Here is a 19,707-nt window from a genome sequence, read left to right as displayed (position 1 = left end):
AAGCATGACTACGAGTACGTACGCAATGGCATTACCAACCTGTTCATGGCTGTCGAGCCCAAGGCTGGGCAGCGAATCGTATCTGTCACCGAACGCCGGGAAAGGTGGACTTCGTCGCCTTCATCAAAGAACTGGAAACCTGATAAAAAACTTCTCAGCTTCCTGCGGCACGTTGCACCCGTACCAGTTCCATGCTGATGCGCGTTGTCCTGAACAGCCCTGTCGACAGGGTGTTCTCTTCCTTGATGGGCACAGGCAATTCCGGCACAACCCAATAGGTGCGGGTGGTGATGGTCTTGGTGTCCTTGCCCGTTGTGGTGTCGCTCGCCTCGACCCGGTATGCATCGAACGTCCCCGCTGCTACGGTAATCCTCTCGCGTGCAACTACGCGTCCTTCGCCGACGGTTGTCAGCTCACCGATGGCATCTGCCACGGCCTTGCTCAAATATCGCGCCTGATAGCCGATCTGCCAGGTCTTTCCAGGCTGCAACGGACCGGATGGTGTGATGTACTGCGGCGGCGTCAACACATAGCCGCGCACGGTGCCGAGGGCACCGCCCTGCAAGTCATACAGTTCCTCGGTGCCGCCCGGGTTCAGAGTGGACTTTTTCTGGAGGTGCACGATGCCGTTTTCAATGCCGACCACCGTGGCGACCTCGTTGGGGAGCGTATGCGAGAACTTCTTTTCGAACACGTCGCCCAGCCGGAACTTGTCCAGGCTGTAAGTCTGTGACTGCCCGCCAGCGCCGGCTCCCTGCACCATGAGCCGGCTGGCCGCGATATAGTTCAGGCGCGCATGCGCCGCTTCGGCGATAGTGCCGCTGGGGTACTTCTGGATGAAGGCGTAAAGGTCGTCAGCATTGGCGGAATTTTTGATGCGTTCCCACTCCACCAGCTCCTGCGAGAAGGCAGCTTGCAGCGCCTGCGGCTCGGGTCGCGGCTGGGCGACCACGCGTCCATCATTGAACTGGAAATCATCTTCCAAGCTGGTGCTCTCCCAGGGAATCTGCTTGCCGTGCGAAGCTTGCCGCACCGCGAAGCGCACACGCTTGAAGACGTCTTCGATGCGCGCCTGCGGCTTCTTCAGTTCACGCAGCAGGAACTGCGTGTACAGGCCGTTGCCCGACTTCTCGTCGCCATCGGCAGCCACATTACCCGGGGCGGTCGCATAGGCAAGAAAGGTGCCACTGGGCGCATCCAGCGGCGCCAGGCCCTTGCCCGTGGTAATGCCGCCGAATGGGTTGTCGCGGCAGGCGTCAAGCACGACAATGTTCATGCGGTTGCCCGCGGTCTTGAAGGCGGTGATGACGGAGCCAACATCCACCGTCTGGTCTGGAACATCCGCCGCTTTCGACAGCTTCGCGTCCACCGGCACCATGAAGTTGCGTGCGTCCATCTGCAAGCCGTGGCCGGCGTAGTACAGCATGCCCACCCCCTTCTTACCCTTCAGGCTGTCGCGGATCTTGCCCACTGCTTCGGCCATCTGTGCCTTACTGCCATCGCGAACCTCGATGACCGTGAAGCCGATGCTACGCAGCGTCTCGCTCATCGCCTTCGCATCATTCGCCGGGTTCAGCAGTGGCACCGAAGCATAGGAAGAATTGCCGATAACCAGCGCCACCCGCACATCACCCGGTGCTTGGGCCGAAACTGCGAAAGCGCACAGCGCCAGAGCGGAGAAAAGGGGTTTGAAAGAGAGTAGGTGCATAAGGTAGGGCCAATGGAAGAGCTTGCGAAGATAGGGATAGGCATTTTCAACCACTGGGGCCAAGTATGGCACCCCTCGATTCGCGTGAAACACTCGATTTGCTGCGCCACCCTCAGACTCACCACCAGAGTTTATTGTTCAGTAGAGTGATTTGCGATGCGCAGAGCCATCCCGCCACGGTGGCCCACGTCCGGGCTTATGTGCGCGGGTTCCGTGCATTCGCCTGTCGTCTAGTGATCTCCATGACATTCAAGTCAAAGCGCTCGAGGAGGGGATGCCCTACCAGACTTTGATCGCGAGCGTGCTGCACAAGTACGTAAGCGGGCGGTTGGTTAGTTTCAACGCTAAAGCGCGAAATCATGGTATTTCAATGACCGCTGCCTGGAATTCTGTGAGACCGCTTTTAGAAGCGGGTGCATGTTTTTATCCTTGACAACGGCCTTGTGTCGTGTGCTTTGAATTTTTTACCGACTTTGATTGCGTGGAACAACAGCCACGCAACTGGCAACGGAGTCCGTGCCGTGGTAGCGTCCAGACATGGCCACACCCCCTAACGAATTTGCCCGATATTGCTGTGATTTGCTGAGCGCAGTCGGCCCCTGCGTGGCCCGGCGCATGTTTGGCGGCTATGGCATCAGCACCGACGGCCTGACCTTGGCGATTCTGGTGGACCTGGGGGCGGGCGAAAAGCTCTGGCTCAAAGCCGACGAGACTTCGCGCCCGCAGTTTGAGGCGGCGGGCTGCGAACGCTTTACGTACCTGGCCAAAGGCAAGCCCATGGGCATGAACTACTACAGCGCCCCGGACGAAGCCATGGAGTCGCCGCCCTTGATGGCGCCTTGGGCCCGGCTGGCGCTGCAAGCCGCCCTGAAAGCGCGCCAGTCCAAGCCCAAGACCCAACGCCCGGTCAAACCCAAAGCACGAAAGGGCTGAACCAAGGTCAGGGGCCACCGGCGCAGGGCGTGTGCCCTGGCGGCAGGCAGCCATTCGAAATAAACCGGTGTCTCACCCGGCTGGGCACAGGGCTCAAACACCAGGCGCTGGCCGCCACGCACACCCACGCTCTGCCCGGCTTTCAGGAACTGGTCGCCCGACTCGTTGCCATGCCCGGTGTGCGGTCCGTCAAACGTAGCCCACACCTGTCCCTGCGCAATCTTCAGGACGCCTGCTGCGCGAGGCCGCAAGGTGATCGCCTGCCCTGACGCCAGTTTCCAGCACCCCGGAAAGGCGGGGCCAGCCAGAAACTGCTGCAATTGATGAAGATTTTCCGTGACCATGACAGACTCCATTGATGCGGTTTGGCATTGAATGATCGAACAATGGTGCTAGACCGTCCAATGAAATCGGGATATGCTATTCATTCCATTTACGCATCAATCAATGAACCAGGCCAAGCCACCCACCGCAGCGCCCCAGTTGGACAAGCATTTGCGGACCCGCCCCATTTCAGTGGGCCATCTGCGCGCTTTTGAGGCTGTAGCGCGCCACCTGAACTTTCGGGCGGCATCAGACGAATTGGCACTGACGCAAAGCGCAGTCAGCCGCCAGATTCAGGCCATGGAAGACGAAGTGGGCGTGAGCCTGTTTCTGCGGCACACCCGTGCCGTTGAGCTCACCGGAGCCGGCGCCCAGTTGCTGCGCGCGGTGCTGCCCTCACTGGAGCGCATGGACAGCGCGGTGCGGCTGATCCGGCGTAGTGCCGGACGCAAGAGCGTGGCCATCAGCACCTGGGCTTCATTCGCATCGATGTGGCTGATCCCCCGGCTGGAAGCCTTTCAGAGCGAGCATCCCGACATCGACATCCGCATTGACGCCACCGATGTGCCGGTGGATCTGGACACCACCGACATTGACCTGGCGCTGCGCTACACCAAACCCGGCAACGTGCCCGCCGGTGCCATTCGCATGTTTGGCGAGCAGCTGACCCCCGTGGCCAGCCCCTGGCTGCTCAAGAGCGGGCATGCGCTGAAACGCGGCGAGGATCTGGCGCATTTCGCCCTGATCGAAGCCAGCGACGCGCACCGCACGCAAAACCTGGAATGGCTCACCTGGCGGCGCTGGCTGGATGCGCACAAGTTCAAAAAGCTCGAACCCAAGCGCTGGTTGTATTTCAATTACGCCCACCAGATTGCGCAGGCGGCCCTGACCGGACAAGGGGTGGCGCTGACGCGCATGCCGCTGGTGGCAGACAGCCTGGCCTCGGGTGATCTGGTGGAGATATTGCCCGGCATGCGACTGGACTCACCCATGGCCTACTGGCTCATCGTCGGGCCACGCAGCGCGGCGCGACCAGAAATTCAGGCCTTTTGCAGCTGGCTGACCGCCCAGGCCGCACTCACACGCAAGGCCATGGGCGAAGCCTAGGCAAATTCAGCAGGGTTATACCGGCCAGACCACGCCGTTGTCGTTCAGGATGGCGTCCAGCGGCATATCGTGCGGCTCGGGTTCGAAATCGGGCAGAAAACCCTGGGCAAACCCCAATCCCACGGTGAAAGGATGCGGCTGCAGCGTGGCCAGCATGCGGTCATAGAAGCCGCCACCGTAACCCAAGCGGTAACCCCCCGGGCCATAACCCACACAGGGCGCAAACAAGAGCGTGGGGACAATCACCTCGGTGTCCTTGGGCTTGGGGATGCCATAAGCGTCTTCTTCCATGGGGCAACCCGGGTACCAGGCATGAAAAATCATGGTTTTGTGAACTTTGTCCACCACCGGCAATCCAATTCTGCGTGGTTGGGGCTGGTCAAGCAGTTCGCCATCCTCTTTCCAGCGGTGCAGGGCAGGCAAAGGATCGAATTCGCCCTTGATCGGCCAATAGGCGCCAATGACGGCATCGGGGCGGCCGACCAGCCAGATGCGCATGACGCGCTGCAAAAGATCGGCCCGCTGTAGGCGGTCCGGGAGGTTCAGACGTTGTTCAATGAGAAGCTTGCGAAGGGCCTTTTTTTCAAGCGCTTTAATTTCATCAGAGTTATCCATAATCCCCACATGCAGTTTCACACCATTTTGACATCGATTGCGCTCCTGGGATGCCTTTCCCTGTCGAGCACTTTGCCTGTCCATGCACAAGGCAAGGGGGCCAGCCGGGCCCAGGCCGATGACGCCATCCTGGAAATGGGCCAGGCGTTCAAACAAGGCGATCGCAAGCGCCTGACCGTCCTGCTGCCGCGCGTCAGCGGCCATCCACTCGAACCCTGGGGCGCCTACTGGGAGTTGCGTGCCCGGCTCGGTGCTGCGGCCCCGAGTGAAGTGCAGGACTTTTTGAAGCGCTATGCCGGTACCTACCAGGAAGACCGCCTGCGAAACGACTGGCTCCTGCTGCTGGGCCAGCGGCGCGACTGGACCGCCCTTGCCGCCGAGCTGCCGAACTACCGCATGAACGATGACCGCGAGGTGCGTTGCTATGCACTTGCGCTGGAGCCGGCCGTGACCGGCATCGACCTCGCGGCCGAGGTCAAGCGCCAGTGGTACGCACAAAAGGATGCGGATGATGGCTGCGCCTATGCCGCAGCCCATTTTTATGAAGCGAAAAAGCTGACCGACACGGATATCTGGCGCAAGGCCCGCCTGGCCATGGAACACAACCGGCCCAAAGTGGCCCGGGCAGCGACTGACATCCTGTCGCCTGCGGCAGGCGCCAACATTGAAGAAATCATCAGCAGCCCTGCCCGCTTCCTGTCCAAGCGGGTGGTGGCGGCGGGTCGCGTCGCCAAAGAATCGGTCCTGATGGCGCTGATTCGCCTGGGATCCACCGACCCCGACATGGCCGCCAGCGTGCTGGAAAACCACTGGAGCGTACACCTCACCTCCGAGCAGCGCTCCTGGGCCTGGGGCGTGATCGGCAAGCACGCCGCGCAGCGTCTGTCCAACGACGCCATGGAGCACTTCGCCAAAGCCCGGGACGCCGAGCTGAACGACGACCACCTGGGCTGGAAAGTTCGCGCCGCACTGCGGCAAGGCAAATGGAAAGAGGTGCTTGGCGCCACCAAGGCCATGAGCGCCGAGGCGGCGCAGGACAGCACCTGGATTTACTGGCGCGCCCGGGCTCTGCTGCAGCTGGCCAAGAGCGAGACCGACCGCGCCGAAGCACTGCGCCTGCTGGAAAGCATTGCCGGTGTGCGCGGTTTCTACGAACAATTGGCACTGGAAGAGCTGGGCCAGCGCATCAGCGCGCCAGCCAGGCCAGCGCCACCCTCGGCGGAGGAAAAAGAAGCCGTGCGCCTCAACGCCGGCTTGCAACGCGGCCTGTACGCGATCCAGATCGGGCTGCGCACGGATGGCGTGCGCGAATGGAACTACAGCACCAACTTGCACCAGCGCGGCGGCATGAGCGACCGCGAGTTGCTGGCCGCCGCCGATCTGGCCTGCCAGCGCGAGGTGTGGGATCGCTGCATCAACGCCAGTGACCGGACCAAAACGCTGATCGACTTTGAGCAGCGCTTCCCGATGCCGCACAAGGATGCCGTGGTGCAGCGCGCCACACAGATTGGCCTCGACCCGGCTTACGTGTATGGCCTGATCCGCCAGGAAAGCCGTTTCATCATGGACGCCCGCTCGGGCGTGGGCGCCTCCGGACTGATGCAGGTGATGCCGCCCACGGCCCGCTGGACCGCCAAGAAGATTGGCCTGACCAACTTCAAACCGCACCAGATTACCGAACGCGACACCAACATTGCGATTGGCACCGGCTACCTCAAGCTGGTTCTGGATGACTTTGCCGGCTCCATGCCGATGGCCGCTGCTGCCTACAACGCGGGGCCCAGCCGACCCCGCAACTGGCGCGGTCAAACGGGTGCGCCGGTGCTGGAGGCCGCCATCTGGGCCGAGAACGTGCCCTTTACCGAGACCCGCGACTACGTCAAAAAGGTGCTGAGCAACACCACCAACTACGCCGCGCTGATCTCCGGCCAGCCACAATCCCTCAAGAGCCGGCTCGGCATGGTGGGGCCGCGCGAGGTCAACGCGCCCGAATCCAACAACGATTTGCCTTGAAAGAATGCCAACGACATGTTCAAACTTTATATCGGCAACAAGAACTACTCCTCCTGGTCGATGCGCCCGTGGGTGCTGCTCAAGCAGGCCGGCATCGGGTTTGAAGAGGTCAAGGTGCGCTTCGATTCCTTTGATGCGGGCTCCAGCTTCAGGAACACCATCGATCCCTTGAGCCCTACGGGCAAGGTGCCGGTGCTGGTCGACGGCGACTTGGTGGTGTGGGACACCCTGGCCATTGCCGAATATGTGGCCGAGCGCCATCCCGACAAGCACTTGTGGCCGCACGATGGGGCCGCACGGGCCCGGGCCCGCAGCGTGTGTGCCGAGATGCATTCGGGCTTTGCCGCCTTGCGCAGCAACTGCTTCATGAACATCGAGGCCTCGCTGCCCGAGGCCGGCGCCCTGATCTGGCGCGACAAGCCCGCCGTGCGCAAGGATGTAGCCCGCCTGGTGGCCATGTGGCAAGAGCTGCTGGCCAGGCATGGTGGCCCGCTTCTGTTTGGCGACTTCACCATTGCCGATGCCTACTTTGCCCCGGTCTGCACCCGACTGAAAACCTACGCACTGCCCATACCCGCCGATGTGGCCCAGTACGTGGACCGCGTCTGTACTCTGCCGGGCGTCAAGGCCTGGATCGACGGGGCACTGGCTGAAAAGGACTTCATCGATTTCGAAGAGCCCTACCGCCTGAAACGTTGAAGGCCATGCAAACCTACATGGTGGGGGGTGCGGTGCGCGATGCGCTGCTGGGTTTGCCGGTGAAAGACCGCGACTGGGTGGTGGTGGGCGCCACACCGGAGGCCTTGCTGGCACAGGGCTTTTTGCCAGTGGGCAAAGACTTTCCGGTGTTTCTGCATCCCCAGACCCGGGAAGAGTACGCACTGGCCCGCATCGAGCGCAAAACCGCTCCCGGCTACCACGGCTTTGCCGTCCACGCCGCGCCTGACGTGACGCTGGAGGAAGACCTGGCGCGGCGCGACCTCACTATCAATTCAATAGCTATTGCGGAAGATTCCACAAAGGCCAAAGGCACATTTTTGCCTCAGGATTGCATTGACCCCTATGGCGGACGCCAGGACATTGACAACAAGGTGTTTCGCCACGTCACCCTGGCTTTTCGGGAAGACCCGGTGCGCATCCTGCGGGTGGCGCGGCTGGCAGCGCGCTTTGCCGATTTCACGGTGGCGCCTGAAACCATGGCACTGATGAAGGACATGGTACAGGCCGGTGAAGCGGACCATCTGGTGGCCGAACGGGTCTGGCAGGAACTCGCCCGGGGCCTGATGGAAGACACACCCTCGCGCATGTTCGAACTGCTGCGGGAGTGCGGGGCGCTGGCGCGCCTGCTGCCCGAAGTACACCAGCTCTGGGGCGTACCGCAGCGCGCTGAATACCATCCCGAAATCGACACCGGCATCCATCTGATGATGGTCCTCGACATGAGCGCCCGCCTGCAAGCCTCGCTGCCGGTGCGCCTGGCCTGCCTGTTTCACGATCTGGGCAAAGGCACCACGGCGCCACACCTGCTGCCGCGTCACCTGGGTCATGAAGAGCGCAGCGCACGCATGCTCAAAGGCATTTGCGAACGCCTGCGCATTCCCGTCGAATGCAAGGAACTGGCCGACGTGGTGGCGCGTGAACACGGCAACATCCACCGCAGTGGCGATCTGGGTGCGGCCGCACTGGTGCGCCTGCTCGAACGCTGCGATGCTTTTCGCAAGCCGCAACGCTTGCACGAGATACTGCTGGCCTGCGAGTGCGATGCCCGCGGCCGTCTGGGGCTGACCGAAACGCCCTACCCGCAAGCTGCCAGATTGCGGCTAGCACTTTCGGCGGCGCAAAGTGTTGCTACTAATTTAATAGCAGACAGGGCAATGGATGCAGGGGCCAGTGGCAAAAATATTGGTGAATTGATTCACATGGCCCGGGTGGAAGCAGTTCAAACCCGTGTCTAGCGGAACCGGGGTAAACCCTGTCGGACAACTTGCAGCATGGACCCCAAGGCGTGGGATACTGCGCGTTGAAAGGCAGCACTGCCTCTCCCCGTCATTGTCATTCCAGCTTTGTTGATACCCGCGTGAACAAAGATACGCCTCATTCTTCTGACCAGCCTGCCACTGCGGCACAAGCAGACTTCGGCGAGCGCGCCGAGGCCGCGCTAAAGGAAATCGAAGACAGTTACCGCACCATGATCGAGTGGTTGCCCGAAGCCATCAACGTGCACCGGGATGGTCATTTGATCTACGTCAACCCCGCTGCAGTGCGAATGTTTGGCGCCACATCGGCGCAAGAGCTGATTGGCAAACCTATTCTGGCACTGGTGCACCCGGACTATCACGAAGCCACGCTGGCGCGTGCCCGCAACATCATCGAAAAAGGGCTTGGATCGCCCCGGGCCGAACTGAAATACCTCAAACTCGATGGGACGGTGATTGACGTTGAGGTGCAAGGCATCCAGATTGTCTTTGACGGCAAACCCTCGGCTTTGGTGGCGATGCACGACATCAGCGTGCGAAAGCAGGCCGACACGGCATTGCGCGAATTGAACCTTCAACTGGGCGAAAAAAGCAGCATCCTGGAAACCACGCTGGACAGCATCAGCCAGGGTATTTGCATGTTCGACGCAGATGGGCGGCTGAGCACCTTCAACCCCAGGGTGCGTGATTTGCTGGCGCTGCCTGAGAGCTTGCTCAAGGGTCGCCCCACGCTGCAGGAAATCACTCTTTTTCAGGCGCAAAGAGGCGACTTTGGCAGCGATAAAAACTTGCTGGACGAGCCCACACGCCGTTACATCGCGACTGTCACGGCCGGACACCAGGGCGACGTGCCCACACGCTACCTGCGCACCACTGCGCAAGGCCTCATTCTGGAGGTCAACACCCAGAAGCTGCCCGACGGCGGCATGGTGCGTACCTTCACCGATGTCACAAGCTACATCCAGGCCGAGGCCGCCCGTGAACGCTCGGACGCGCTGCTGCAGGCCACCCAGGCCATTGCCCGGGTGGGTTGCGCGGAGTCCGACTTTGTCACGGGCACCGTGTTCTGGACCGAGGGTGTGTACCGGATATTTGACACATCGCCGGAGGAATTCACGCCCACCACCCGGAACATCGGCCGGTTTTTACCACCGCAATCAAAAGACGAGCTCAAGGCTTTTTTTGCTGAAGCCTCCGATGAGCCGAGAACGCATTCGCAGGAACAGGAGATGCTCACCTTCAAGGGGCAGCGCATCTGGGTCTTCACCAGCGGCACCACCATCTGGGAGAACGGCCGGGTCGTCAAACGCGTATCGGTGATGCAGGACATCACCGAGCGGATACAGGCACAGGCGGCGCTGCGCGAGAGCGAAGACCGTTACCGGACCATCATCGAATGGTCGCCCGAGCCCATCACCGTGCACCGCAATGGCCTCATCATCTTTGCTAACAACGCTTCGGCCAGGGTATTTGGTGCGAAATCGGCACAAGACATGATCGGCATAGTGATCCGTGATCGCCTGCACCCGGACTACCATGCATTCGTCGCAGCGAGGCTCAAGGACGTGGCCGAATTGGGCACCACCGCCCCCCTGGTTGAAGAAAAGTACTTCAAGCTCGATGGCACGCCCATTGACCTGGAAGTCCAGACCACCCGAATCGTCTACAACGGGGTGCCAGCCAACCTGTCGGTGATGCGCGACATCACCGACCGCAAGAAGTCAGAGGCACTGATCCGGCAACAAGCCTTTTTCGATGCCCTCACGGGCCTGCCCAACCGGCGCATGCTGCGCGACCGTCTGGAGCAGGAAATCAAGAAGAGCCGACGCGATGAGCAGCAACTCGGCATACTGTTCATTGACCTCGACCATTTCAAGGAGGTCAACGACACGCTGGGCCATGACAGCGGCGACCTGCTGCTGATCGAGGCAGCACGACGCATCCAGAGTTGCGTGCGCGAATCCGATACCGTGGCCCGCATGGGGGGCGACGAATTCACGGTCGTCCTGACCGATCTGTCCGAACCCAACTGCATGGAGCGCATCCTGCAGGAGATTCTTTTTTCTCTGGCATCTGTTTTCCAGCTCGGCAACGAACAGGTCTTTGTGTCCGCCAGCATTGGCATCACGGTGTACCCGACCGATGCGCAGGAAGTCGAGGATCTGTTCAAAAATGCCGACCAGGCCCTTTATGTAGCCAAAGGCGCCGGGCGCAACCGCTTCAGCTTTTTCACACCCGCTTTGCAGGAAGCCGCGCAAACCCGCCTGCGCCTGGCCAATGACCTGCGCACCGGTCTGGCCGATCAGCAGTTCAGGGTGGTCTACCAACCCATCGTGGAGCTGGCCAGCGGGCGCATTCACAAGGCTGAAGCGCTGATTCGCTGGCAACACCCCACGCGCGGGCTGGTCAGCCCCGCCTCCTTCATTCCGATAGCGGAGACCAGTGGCCTTATCGTCGACATCGGGGAGTGGGTGTTCCAGCAGGCCACCCGGCAAGTGCGTGAATGGCGCACATCGCTGGATCCCAAGTTCCAGATCAGCATCAACAAATCGCCCGTTCAGTTTCACCACGAAGGCCGCGAAAAACAATCCTGGATCAGGCAGCTGGAAACGATGGGGTTGCCCGGCGAGGCCATCGTGGTGGAAATCACCGAAGGGCTGCTGCTCAACACCAGCTCCAGCGTGACGGAACAGTTGCTGGAACTCAGCGATGCGGGCATCCAGGTGTCGCTGGACGACTTTGGTACCGGCTACTCATCCCTGTCCTACCTGCAAAAATTCGATATCGATTTCATCAAGATCGACCAGTCCTTCGTGCGCCACCTGATTCCGGCCTCCACCGATCTGGCGCTGTGCAAGGCCATCATCGTGATGGCCCACGAACTCGGCATGAAGGTGATTGCCGAAGGCGTGGAAACCGCCGAACAACGCGCGCTGCTGACCGCTGCGGGCTGCGATTACGGTCAGGGCTACCTGTTCGCCCGGCCGATGCCGGCGCAGGACTTCGAGGCCTTCGTGAAGAAAATTTTTTAGCTACCCTCACCCATCAGGAGTGGACAAGACATGAATGCTGAAGAACTGCGAACACTACAGGCGCCATTCAAGGCCAAATACAGGGAAGACCCTGCATCGGCCAGGATTTTGTCCCGCGCCAGCGGCAGCTTGTTGCACGACCGCCCCGCCTGCCGGATTGAGAGCACATTTGGCTCTACCACTGTAGGGCTGCACCCCGCTGCAGGCGGTGATGGCAGCGACAAGTGCTCTATCGACATGCTGCTGGAAGCCTTGATAGGTTGCGCCGGCCTGACCTTCAATCTGGTCGCCACGGCCATGAGCATTCCGTTCAAGTCAGTGAAAGTCATTGCCGAAGCGGATGGCGATATTCGCGGTGCCCTGGGAGTGGCCAAGGAGGTGCCCGTCGGCATGACCCAAATGCGTTTGCGCTTTGAGGTGGACTCACCCGCCACCGATGAGCAGATTGCACTGCTGATCAAGCAGACCGAGCGCTACTGCGTGGTCTTCCAGTCGCTGCGCACCCCCCCACCCGTGGATATTTCGGTGCAACGCATCAGCACCTGAAGCAGGCCAACGATGTCCCTCCTGCGCCGGTGGTTGCCACCCTGGATCACCCAGTATCCGCGTGGCCACCTGAGAGACGATGTGATGGCCGGGCTGATCGTCACGATGCTGGTGGTTCCCCAAAGCCTTGCCTACGCCCTGCTGGCCGGCTTGCCGCCCCAGGCAGGCTTGTACGTGAGTATTTTTCCGGTCATAGCCTATGCCCTGCTGGGCAGCAGCATGACCCAGGCGGTAGGCCCTGTTGCCATCACGGCGATCATGACCTTCAGCTTGCTCAGTCCGCTGGCAGCGGCGGGCAGTGCGCACTACATTGCCCTGGCTGCGACACTGTCGCTGCTCTCTGGTGTCTTGATTCTGCTGTCCGGGGCCTTTCGTCTGGGCTACCTGTCCCAGCTGCTGAGCCGGCCGGTGGTCAGCGGCTTCATCTCGGGCTCGGCTATTCTGATCGTGATCAGCCAGCTCAAATTCCTGCTGGGTGTGAGTAACACCGGCTCCAGCACCTGGCAGACGGTACGCACCCTGTATGAGCACGCCGCGCTGGCCAACCCCACCACCCTGACCATCGGATTGTCAGCACTGGTTTCTCTGTATGCCGCCAGAATCTGGCTGGCCAGAGCCCTGACCCGGGTCGGCATGAGCCTGCGTAGTGCCGAATTCACCGTGCGGGTGGTGCCCCTGCTGCTGGTAGTCCTCGCTACCCTGGCCGTGATGACCTTCAACCTGGATGCAGAGCGGCAGGTGGCCGTTGTCGGTCCGGTCCGGCAGGGTCTTGCCGGCTTCTCGTTTTTCGTCCCCGATCTGGATTCGTTCAAGCTGCTGGCACTGCCTGCGCTGATACTGGCCTTCATTGGCATGGTGCAGAACATCACCATGGCACAAGCCCTGGCCATCAAGCGGCGCGAAAAGATCAGCGCCAACCGGGAGCTGGCCGGCCTGGGGGCCGCAAATGTCGTTGCCGCTTTCTATGGCGGCATGCCCGTGGGCGGGGGGCTGTCGAGGTCCGCAGTCAATGTGGCCGCTGGCGCCATCACGCCCCTGGCCAGCATCATTTCGGCACTCGCCATGCTGGGCGTGGTGGCCATGGGGACGCACTGGTTTGCCAGGCTGCCGCTGGCCGTGCTGGCGGCCAGCATTGTGGTTGCGGCCATCAGCATGATCGATGTGCGGGCGCTCAAGCAGGCATGGTCTTACGACCGCGCGGATGCCCTGGCGCTGCTGGGCACGGCACTGGGTGTGCTGGTGCTGGGGCTGGAGCAAGGCATTGCCCTGGGCATTGGCTTGTCATTGGCCACCCTGCTGCTGCGCGCCAGCACGCCGCACATTGCGGTGATTGGCCGCATCGCCGGGACCGAGCACTTTCGCAACGTGCAGCGCCACGGTGTTGAAACCATTCCCGGCGTGCTGTTCCTGCGGATTGACGAGAGCCTGTTCTTTGGCAATCTGGGAGCGTTTGAGGCGCGACTGGCTGCCGAACTGGAACAAGCCCCCGCCACCCACGATGTGGTGTTGATCATGAGCGCCGTCAACCGTGTCGACACCACGGCCATGGAAGTTCTCACCGACATCAACAGTGAACTCGCGCAGCGTCACATCCGCCTGCACCTGGCAGAGGTCAAAGGCCCGGTGCAGGACCGGCTGGAGCGCACCCTCTTGTGGAAATCCTTGTCAGGCTCAGTGCATCTTTCGGTCAACACAGCGTTTGAATCGTTTGCCGCGGCGCTGCACAAATAAAAACCGTCATCAGCTTGTGGGAGCAACGCTTGACACCAACTGGCGGACACTAAGCCACCAGCGCCAGCGCCGCAAAGTCCCCCACGTGCTCGCCCAGGCCCGCCGGCACCAATTCAAAGTCATCGGTCAAGGCCGCCAGCTTCCCGCTGATATGTGACTGCAGCTTGGGTAGCAGCAATTCACGGTGGTTCCAAAACACACTGCCGCCGATACTGATGCGCTGCAGGTCCAGCGTAACCACCAGGTTGTACAGGGTGCGCCCCATCACCCGGCACAAGTCATCAATAATGGCCAAGGCCCTCAGATCACCTGTACCAGCCGCTATAAAAAACGAAGCAGAGTCAGCGTAACCCAGATGCGAGAAACGCCTTGCAATGGCATTGCCCGCCACCAGGCCTTCCACATCGCCCACATTACCGCAGCCACACAAGGCATCATCGTTGTCGCTCACGAACATATGCCCGGCGTGACCCGCATTGCCGTGCTTGCCGCGCAGCACATGCCCATCCACACACAAACCCACGCCAATGCCGGTGCTCCAGGTCACATAGGCGCAGTGGCCCAGCGGCTGGCCGTTGGCCCGCAGTGCACCCCAGCGCCGCTCCGCCTCCAGCGCGGCAATGCAATCGTTCTCGACCCGCACATGGGCGAACTGCTGGCGCAACGGTGCTTCGAGCAGGGCAGTGCGCCAGTCGTTGGGCAAACCACGGGCCTTGCCTGCCAGACCACCACAGATGTTGGGCGCGGCCAGCTCCACCAGCCCCTCACGCAGGACAAATGGCCCGCAGGACGCCACGCCAACGGCCGACACATCATTCACACGGACACCGGCCGCCTCGCAGCTGTGCTTCACCATGCGGATCACCTGCTGCGCCAACGCGTCATGCTCGCCCTCCTTCGTCGTTGCATCAACCACCCGGCCGCGCACACCGTTGGCATCGGCCACACTGACCGCCACCTTGGTGCCGCCAATGTCCACACAGGCCACGGGCGCACTGAGCTGCGTGTGGGCCATCACAGGCCTTGCGCCAGCGTCCAGCGCACGATGTCCGCCGCGCCCATGGCGCCGGCTTGGCGCGCCACCTCCCGCCCGTTGGAAAACAGCGCCAGGGTGGGGATGCTGCGAATGTTGAAGCGTGCGCCCAGGCTCTGCACCGCTTCCGTATCGACCTTGGCCAGGCGAAAGCGCGGCTCCAATTGCGCCGCGGCTTGCTCGAAGGCCGGGGCCATCTGGCGACAGGGGCCGCACCATGGCGCCCAGAAGTCCACCAGCACCGGGATCTGGCTGCGGCCGATGTGGCGATCAAAATTGGCCTCGTTCAGCGCCAGGGAATGCGCCACGAAAAGCGCTTTGTGGCAGCTGCCGCAATCCGGCGCGCTGGCGAGATCGTCCTTGCGCACCCGGTTGGTGGTGTGGCAATGCGGACAGACAATGTGCACGGAGTCAGTCATAAAAATACCTTTCAAGGTTTCACATGGCGCCTGAAGCTGCCCGCTTCAGGCCCTGACCTGCCAGCGGGCTAGATCAGCTTGCCAATCGCACTGGCCAGCAGACTCAACACCACCGTGCTGCTCAGTGGAATAAACCAGTCACGACCGAAGAGCCGGAAAGAAAAATCACCGGGAAGCTTGCCAAAGCCGAGTTTATGCAACCACGGTGTCAGCGCGTTGATCAACATCAAGGCCAGAAAAATGACGATGAACCAGCGGAACATGGATCAAAGCGTATGGGTGCGGTCGCCCTGTGCAAAGCCGATGGCCTGCCATGGTTCGCCCTTGTACATGCCGATGACTTTGAACAGCTCGCCCATTTCATGCTCCATGATCAACTTTTGCGCCTGCACACGCACCGCCAGCGGCGCGTTCTCCATCCTGGCTACCAGCCCGCAATTGATCAGAAACCGCGCCTGCGTGCAGTAACCGAGCACGTTCAGGCCGGCGTCCTGCGCCGCCAGGGCCACACCGGTGAAGTTGACGTGGGCCGTGATGTCCTTGAGACCCACCTCAGTGAGCGGATCGGGATCGGCCTTGTGACCCCGGTGGCACATGACCGTGCCCATATGGCGCTGGGGATGGTAGTACTCATGCTCGGGAAAGCCATAGTCAATCAGGAAAACCGCACCCACCGTCAGTTTGTCGGCCAGGGTGCGCACAAAAGACTCGGCTTGCGGATGGATCTCGGTCAGGTAGTCGTGCGGGCCTTCAATCTCCACGGGCGGACGCAGATCGCTTGGACGGTCTTCCCACGCCAACGCGGGCGCTTCCCCGTTCACTGGCGGTGGGACCACAGCCACGCCGCGTTCATGCCAGACCCCGCTCACGCGGGTCAGCAGCTTGACCGGCATGGCATCCAGCACCTCATTGCCCACCACCACGCCCTGCAGGGTGTCGGGCAGTTCGCTCACCCAGCGCACCATGTGGGCGTATTTTTCCAGCCGTTGCTGCTGACGCGCGCGCAGGCTGCCCGACAGGTCCACGATGCTGTAGCGCGCCAGCGGCACACCCAGCGCCTCGAGTTCTTCCAGCAATTGCAGGGCCAGCGCACCGGAGCCCGCACCAAATTCCCACACCTCGCTGGTTTGCGTCAGCTGCAAGGCCTGCGCCACCTGCGCTGCCAGCGTCTGGCCAAACAGCGGCGTCAGCTCAGGCGCGGTCACAAAATCGCTACCCGCCACGGCCTCGCCCGCCTGCATGGCGTAAGGCATGGTGCCGAATTTGGCGCTGTCGTTGGCGTAGTAGCCCAGACCTGGCGTGTAAAGCGCCTGGGCCATGAAATCGTCAAAGCCGATCCAGCCGCCACGCGCGGCAATGCCCTGCGCGATATGCGTCGAGAGGGTGCTCGTTAAAATAGGGGAGTTCGTCATCACAGCCTGAATTGTCCCCGAATGTCCTCCCCCTCTTCTGCACGCACCGTTCTGGTTACCGGCGCCGCCAAACGGCTCGGCCGCGAGATCGCGCTAGCCTTGGCCAAGGACGGCTGGCAAGTGGCGGTGCACTACCGCCACTCGGCTGAGGATGCTACCAAGACAGTAGCTGATTGCACTCAATTGGCGGGGGGCAGCGCCGCTTTTTGTGCTGATCTGACCAACGAAGCCGAAGTGCGTGCCCTGCTGCCCCAAGTCATCCAGCGCTTTGGCCGGGTCGATGCGGTGGTCAACAGCGCCTCTACGTTTGAGCACGACACCGCCGCCAGCTTCAGCTTTGCCTCCCTGAACCGGCATCTGCACAGCAACACCGGGGCCGCGATTTTGCTGGCCCAGGCCCTGCACACCCATCTGCTGGCGCGTGCCACACAGTCGGGCCAGCCAGCCATCGGGCCGCGAGGCGTGGTGGTGAACCTGCTGGATCAGAAGTTGTGGAACCAGAATCCCGACTTTTTCAGCTACACACTGTCCAAGGCCGCGCTGGAAGCGGCCACCACCATGCTGGCCATGGCCATGGCGCCCCAGATGCGCGTGGTGGGCGTGGCCCCCGGCCTGACACTGACCAGCCATATGCTGACGCAGGAGAAATTCGAGCAGTTGCATCGGCTCTCGCCGCTGGGCCGCTCCTCCACGCCAGCCGATGTGGCCGCCACCGTGAAATTCGCCATCGACAATCAGTCCATCACCGGCACCACGCTGCTGGTCGACGGTGGCCAGCACCTGATGAAATTCGACCGCGACTTTTCCATGCTGTGATGCCCTGCAGCCCACCGACCTCTTTTTTTCACAGCACCCACCATGCCCCATACCCAAGGTAGTCAAACCCTCACGCTCACCGGTTTGCGTTTTGACGCCAATCTGGGCATTCTGGAACTTGAGAAAACCGCGCCGCAGCCGATTCAGGTGGATGCCGAACTGAGCCTTGGCAAGCAGCCCCTGCTACCGCACGATGACGACATCAACCATGTGCTGGACTACCGCAAGGTGCGCCAGATCATCATCAACGAGTGCACGGCAGAGCATGTGAATCTGCTGGAAACCCTGATTGGCAAACTCGCCAACCGCCTGTTGCAACTGCCGGGCGTGCTAGGAGTCAGGGTGAAAATTGCCAAGCTGGAAATTTTTGACGACTGTGAAGTCGCCATTCGCGTCGAAACAGGTCAGTGGTGACAGGAGAAAAACCATGAGTGCAGTCTGGATTGAAAACGAAGTAGCTCCCCTTGAGAAAGATCCCAAGGCCGGGGCCAAGATCGAACGCGAAACCCACAAGCTTGAAAAACGCCTGTGCCGCCAGGTGGGGCAGGCCATCATGGACTACAACATGATTGAGGAAGGCGACCGTGTGATGGTGTGCGTCTCCGGCGGCAAGGACAGCTACGGCATGCTCGACATCCTGCTCAAGTTGCAGGCCCGGGCTCCGATCAACTTCGAACTGATCGCCGTCAACCTGGACCAGAAGCAACCCGGCTTCCCGGACCACATCCTGCCCGAGTACCTCAAGAAATTGGGCGTGCCATTTCACATTGAAACGCAGGACACCTACAGCATCGTCAAGAAGGTGATTCCCGAGGGAAAAACCATGTGCAGCCTGTGCAGCCGCCTGCGCCGGGGCATTTTGTACCGGGTGGCCGACGAGCTCAAGATCACCAAGATTGCGCTGGGCCACCACCGCGACGACATTTTGCAGACCTTTTTCCTCAACATGTTCTTCGCTGGCAAGCTCAAAGGCATGCCGCCCAAGCTGGTGAGCGACGACGGCGGCCACATTGTGATCCGTCCGCTGGCCAACGTGGCCGAGAAAGACCTCACGCGCTGGGCTGCGCACCGCGAGTTCCCCATCATTCCCTGCACCCTGTGCGGCAGCCAGGAAAACCTGCAACGCAAGCAGATTGGCAACATGCTGCGCGAATGGGAAAAGCAATACCCCGGTCGTACCGAGACCATGTTCACCTCGCTGCAAAACGTGGTGCCTTCGCATTTGATGGATCTCAAACGCCACAATTTCAAAGACATTAAAGTGACCGGCGTGCCGGACGAAGATGGCGACAAGGTGTTCGACGAGGAAGAATTCCCGGTTGCCTCGCTGCCCGGCCTGCAAGTGCTCAAGTTTCCAGGCTGATGTTGCACGGCCGATTGGCGGCACCCATCTTCACAGGAGGTCCCATGTTCAGAGTACTGTCACTGGCAACGGTCTTGATGGCAACGCTGTGGCTGACTGCGTGCGGCGGCATGCGGCTGGTGGAATCGGATGTGCGCAGTTTCGCCAATCCGCCCTTTATCCCGACGGGCGCCAGCTACCGGTTTGAGCGACTGCCTTCGCAGCAGACCGATGCGCAGCAACAGGCACGGCTGGAAACCATGGCGCAAACAGCCCTGGGCAAGGTGGGGCTGAAGCGCCATGAGGCGGCGGCCAGCTACAGCGTGCAGGTGTCTGTCGGCACCAAAGTCGATCCCTTTTCCCCCTGGGAGCGACCTTCCATGGGCAGCGGTGCGGGCTGGAACTTCGGCTTTGGGGTACAGACAGGCAATGTGATGATCGCAAGCCGCAGCGGCCTGTTTGGCATGACCGGCTTTGGCATGGAATCGCCCTACTACTGGCGCCAGGTCAGTCTGATCGTCCGCAGCGTGGGCAACAACCAGGTGGTGTATGAAACCCATGCCGCCAACGATGGGCGCTGGGCAGACAGCGAGGCCGTGCTGCCGGCCATGTTCGACGCCGCCCTGCAGGGCTTCCCCAACCCGCCCCAGGGCGTGCGGCGCATCAACGTCGAAATTCCCCGCTGACCCCCATGCAAACC

18 protein-coding genes and 1 pseudogene are annotated in these 19,707 nt (G+C 61.4%); 12 read left to right on the top strand and 7 right to left on the bottom strand.

Annotation, left to right across the window (positions count from 1 at the left end; translation table 11 throughout):
* Nucleotides 1–154 precede the first annotated feature (154 nt).
* The gene (locus IV109_RS04820) at nt 155–1,708 is read right to left on the bottom strand and encodes a caspase family protein (protein ID WP_296693038.1); all 1,554 of its coding nucleotides are present in this window, start codon (nt 1,706–1,708) and stop codon (nt 155–157) included.
* 537 nt (nt 1,709–2,245) lie between these two features.
* Here IV109_RS04820 and IV109_RS04815 point away from each other — a divergent pair.
* The gene (locus IV109_RS04815) at nt 2,246–2,641 is read left to right on the top strand and encodes a TfoX/Sxy family protein (RefSeq protein WP_296693036.1); all 396 of its coding nucleotides are present in this window, start codon (nt 2,246–2,248) and stop codon (nt 2,639–2,641) included.
* A gap of 101 nt (nt 2,642–2,742) precedes the next feature.
* On the opposite strand, the pseudogene IV109_RS19095 reads toward IV109_RS04815, so the two are convergent.
* A pseudogene (locus tag IV109_RS19095) lies at nt 2,743–2,985 on the bottom strand (DUF2917 domain-containing protein); the annotation flags it as partial.
* Between the two features lie 103 nt (nt 2,986–3,088).
* Here IV109_RS19095 and IV109_RS04810 point away from each other — a divergent pair.
* A complete protein-coding gene (locus IV109_RS04810) occupies nt 3,089–4,072 on the top strand; it encodes a LysR substrate-binding domain-containing protein (protein WP_296693033.1) in 984 nt (327 codons plus the stop codon).
* Between the two features lie 15 nt (nt 4,073–4,087).
* On the opposite strand, the gene IV109_RS04805 is transcribed toward IV109_RS04810, so the two are convergent.
* Nucleotides 4,088–4,687: a 5-formyltetrahydrofolate cyclo-ligase gene (locus tag IV109_RS04805; RefSeq protein ID WP_296693028.1), complete on the bottom strand. Its 600-nt coding sequence runs from the start codon at nt 4,685–4,687 to the stop codon at nt 4,088–4,090.
* Between the two features lie 9 nt (nt 4,688–4,696).
* Between IV109_RS04805 and IV109_RS04800 the strand changes: the two genes are divergently transcribed.
* The 6 genes from IV109_RS04800 (at nt 4,697) to sulP (ending at nt 13,985) form a co-directional block, all read left to right on the top strand.
* On the top strand, nt 4,697–6,700 hold the full coding sequence (locus IV109_RS04800) for a lytic transglycosylase domain-containing protein (RefSeq protein ID WP_296693023.1): 2,004 nt from the start codon (nt 4,697–4,699) through the stop codon (nt 6,698–6,700).
* A gap of 15 nt (nt 6,701–6,715) precedes the next feature.
* On the top strand, nt 6,716–7,399 hold the full coding sequence (locus tag IV109_RS04795; RefSeq protein WP_296693017.1) for a glutathione S-transferase family protein: 684 nt from the start codon (nt 6,716–6,718) through the stop codon (nt 7,397–7,399).
* Between the two features lie 5 nt (nt 7,400–7,404).
* On the top strand, nt 7,405–8,655 hold the full coding sequence (locus IV109_RS04790; protein WP_296693014.1) for a multifunctional CCA addition/repair protein: 1,251 nt from the start codon (nt 7,405–7,407) through the stop codon (nt 8,653–8,655).
* A gap of 122 nt (nt 8,656–8,777) precedes the next feature.
* Nucleotides 8,778–11,708 carry an EAL domain-containing protein gene (locus tag IV109_RS04785; protein WP_296693012.1) on the top strand — a complete coding sequence of 977 codons (2,931 nt, stop codon included), beginning with the start codon at nt 8,778–8,780 and terminating at the stop codon, nt 11,706–11,708.
* Between the two features lie 30 nt (nt 11,709–11,738).
* A complete protein-coding gene (locus IV109_RS04780) occupies nt 11,739–12,254 on the top strand; it encodes an OsmC family protein (RefSeq protein ID WP_296693009.1) in 516 nt (171 codons plus the stop codon).
* A 12-nt stretch (nt 12,255–12,266) separates the two neighbouring features.
* On the top strand, nt 12,267–13,985 hold the full coding sequence (sulP, locus tag IV109_RS04775) for a SulP family inorganic anion transporter (protein ID WP_296693005.1): 1,719 nt from the start codon (nt 12,267–12,269) through the stop codon (nt 13,983–13,985).
* Nucleotides 13,986–14,034: 49 nt separating this feature from the next.
* On the opposite strand, the gene IV109_RS04770 is transcribed toward sulP, so the two are convergent.
* From IV109_RS04770 to IV109_RS04755, 4 genes are all read right to left on the bottom strand, one after another.
* On the bottom strand, nt 14,035–15,000 hold the full coding sequence (locus IV109_RS04770) for an ROK family protein (protein WP_296693001.1): 966 nt from the start codon (nt 14,998–15,000) through the stop codon (nt 14,035–14,037).
* Complete coding sequence (trxC, locus tag IV109_RS04765) at nt 15,000–15,437, bottom strand: thioredoxin TrxC (RefSeq protein WP_296692999.1); 438 nt, start codon at nt 15,435–15,437, stop codon at nt 15,000–15,002. The genes IV109_RS04770 and trxC overlap by 1 nt, the downstream gene beginning before the upstream one ends.
* A 68-nt stretch (nt 15,438–15,505) precedes the next feature.
* Nucleotides 15,506–15,700 carry a DUF2905 domain-containing protein gene (locus tag IV109_RS04760; RefSeq protein WP_296692995.1) on the bottom strand — a complete coding sequence of 65 codons (195 nt, stop codon included), beginning with the start codon at nt 15,698–15,700 and terminating at the stop codon, nt 15,506–15,508.
* A gap of 3 nt (nt 15,701–15,703) precedes the next feature.
* On the bottom strand, nt 15,704–16,849 hold the full coding sequence (locus IV109_RS04755; protein WP_296692992.1) for an SAM-dependent methyltransferase: 1,146 nt from the start codon (nt 16,847–16,849) through the stop codon (nt 15,704–15,706).
* A gap of 21 nt (nt 16,850–16,870) precedes the next feature.
* On the opposite strand from IV109_RS04755, the gene IV109_RS04750 reads away from it, so the two are divergent.
* Genes IV109_RS04750 through IV109_RS04735 form a run of 4 tightly spaced genes read left to right on the top strand, consistent with a single transcriptional unit; the run spans nt 16,871 to nt 19,693 of the window.
* Complete coding sequence (locus IV109_RS04750; protein ID WP_296692990.1) at nt 16,871–17,665, top strand: SDR family oxidoreductase; 795 nt, start codon at nt 16,871–16,873, stop codon at nt 17,663–17,665.
* 42 nt (nt 17,666–17,707) lie between these two features.
* Nucleotides 17,708–18,079, top strand: coding sequence for a dihydroneopterin aldolase (locus IV109_RS04745; RefSeq protein ID WP_296692988.1), 372 nt, complete (start codon nt 17,708–17,710; stop codon nt 18,077–18,079).
* A 13-nt stretch (nt 18,080–18,092) separates the two neighbouring features.
* The gene (gene ttcA, locus IV109_RS04740; RefSeq protein WP_296692984.1) at nt 18,093–19,028 is read left to right on the top strand and encodes a tRNA 2-thiocytidine(32) synthetase TtcA; all 936 of its coding nucleotides are present in this window, start codon (nt 18,093–18,095) and stop codon (nt 19,026–19,028) included.
* A gap of 44 nt (nt 19,029–19,072) precedes the next feature.
* A complete protein-coding gene (locus IV109_RS04735) occupies nt 19,073–19,693 on the top strand; it encodes a DUF4136 domain-containing protein (RefSeq protein ID WP_296692979.1) in 621 nt (206 codons plus the stop codon).
* Nucleotides 19,694–19,707: the final 14 nt, after the last annotated feature.

Source organism: Rhodoferax sp. (assembly GCF_018780565.1).
In the GTDB taxonomy this organism is placed as follows: Bacteria; Pseudomonadota; Gammaproteobacteria; order Burkholderiales; family Burkholderiaceae_C; genus Rhodoferax.
Note: the sequence above shows the minus strand (reverse complement) of the source record. Positions and strands in the feature narration are given on the sequence as shown.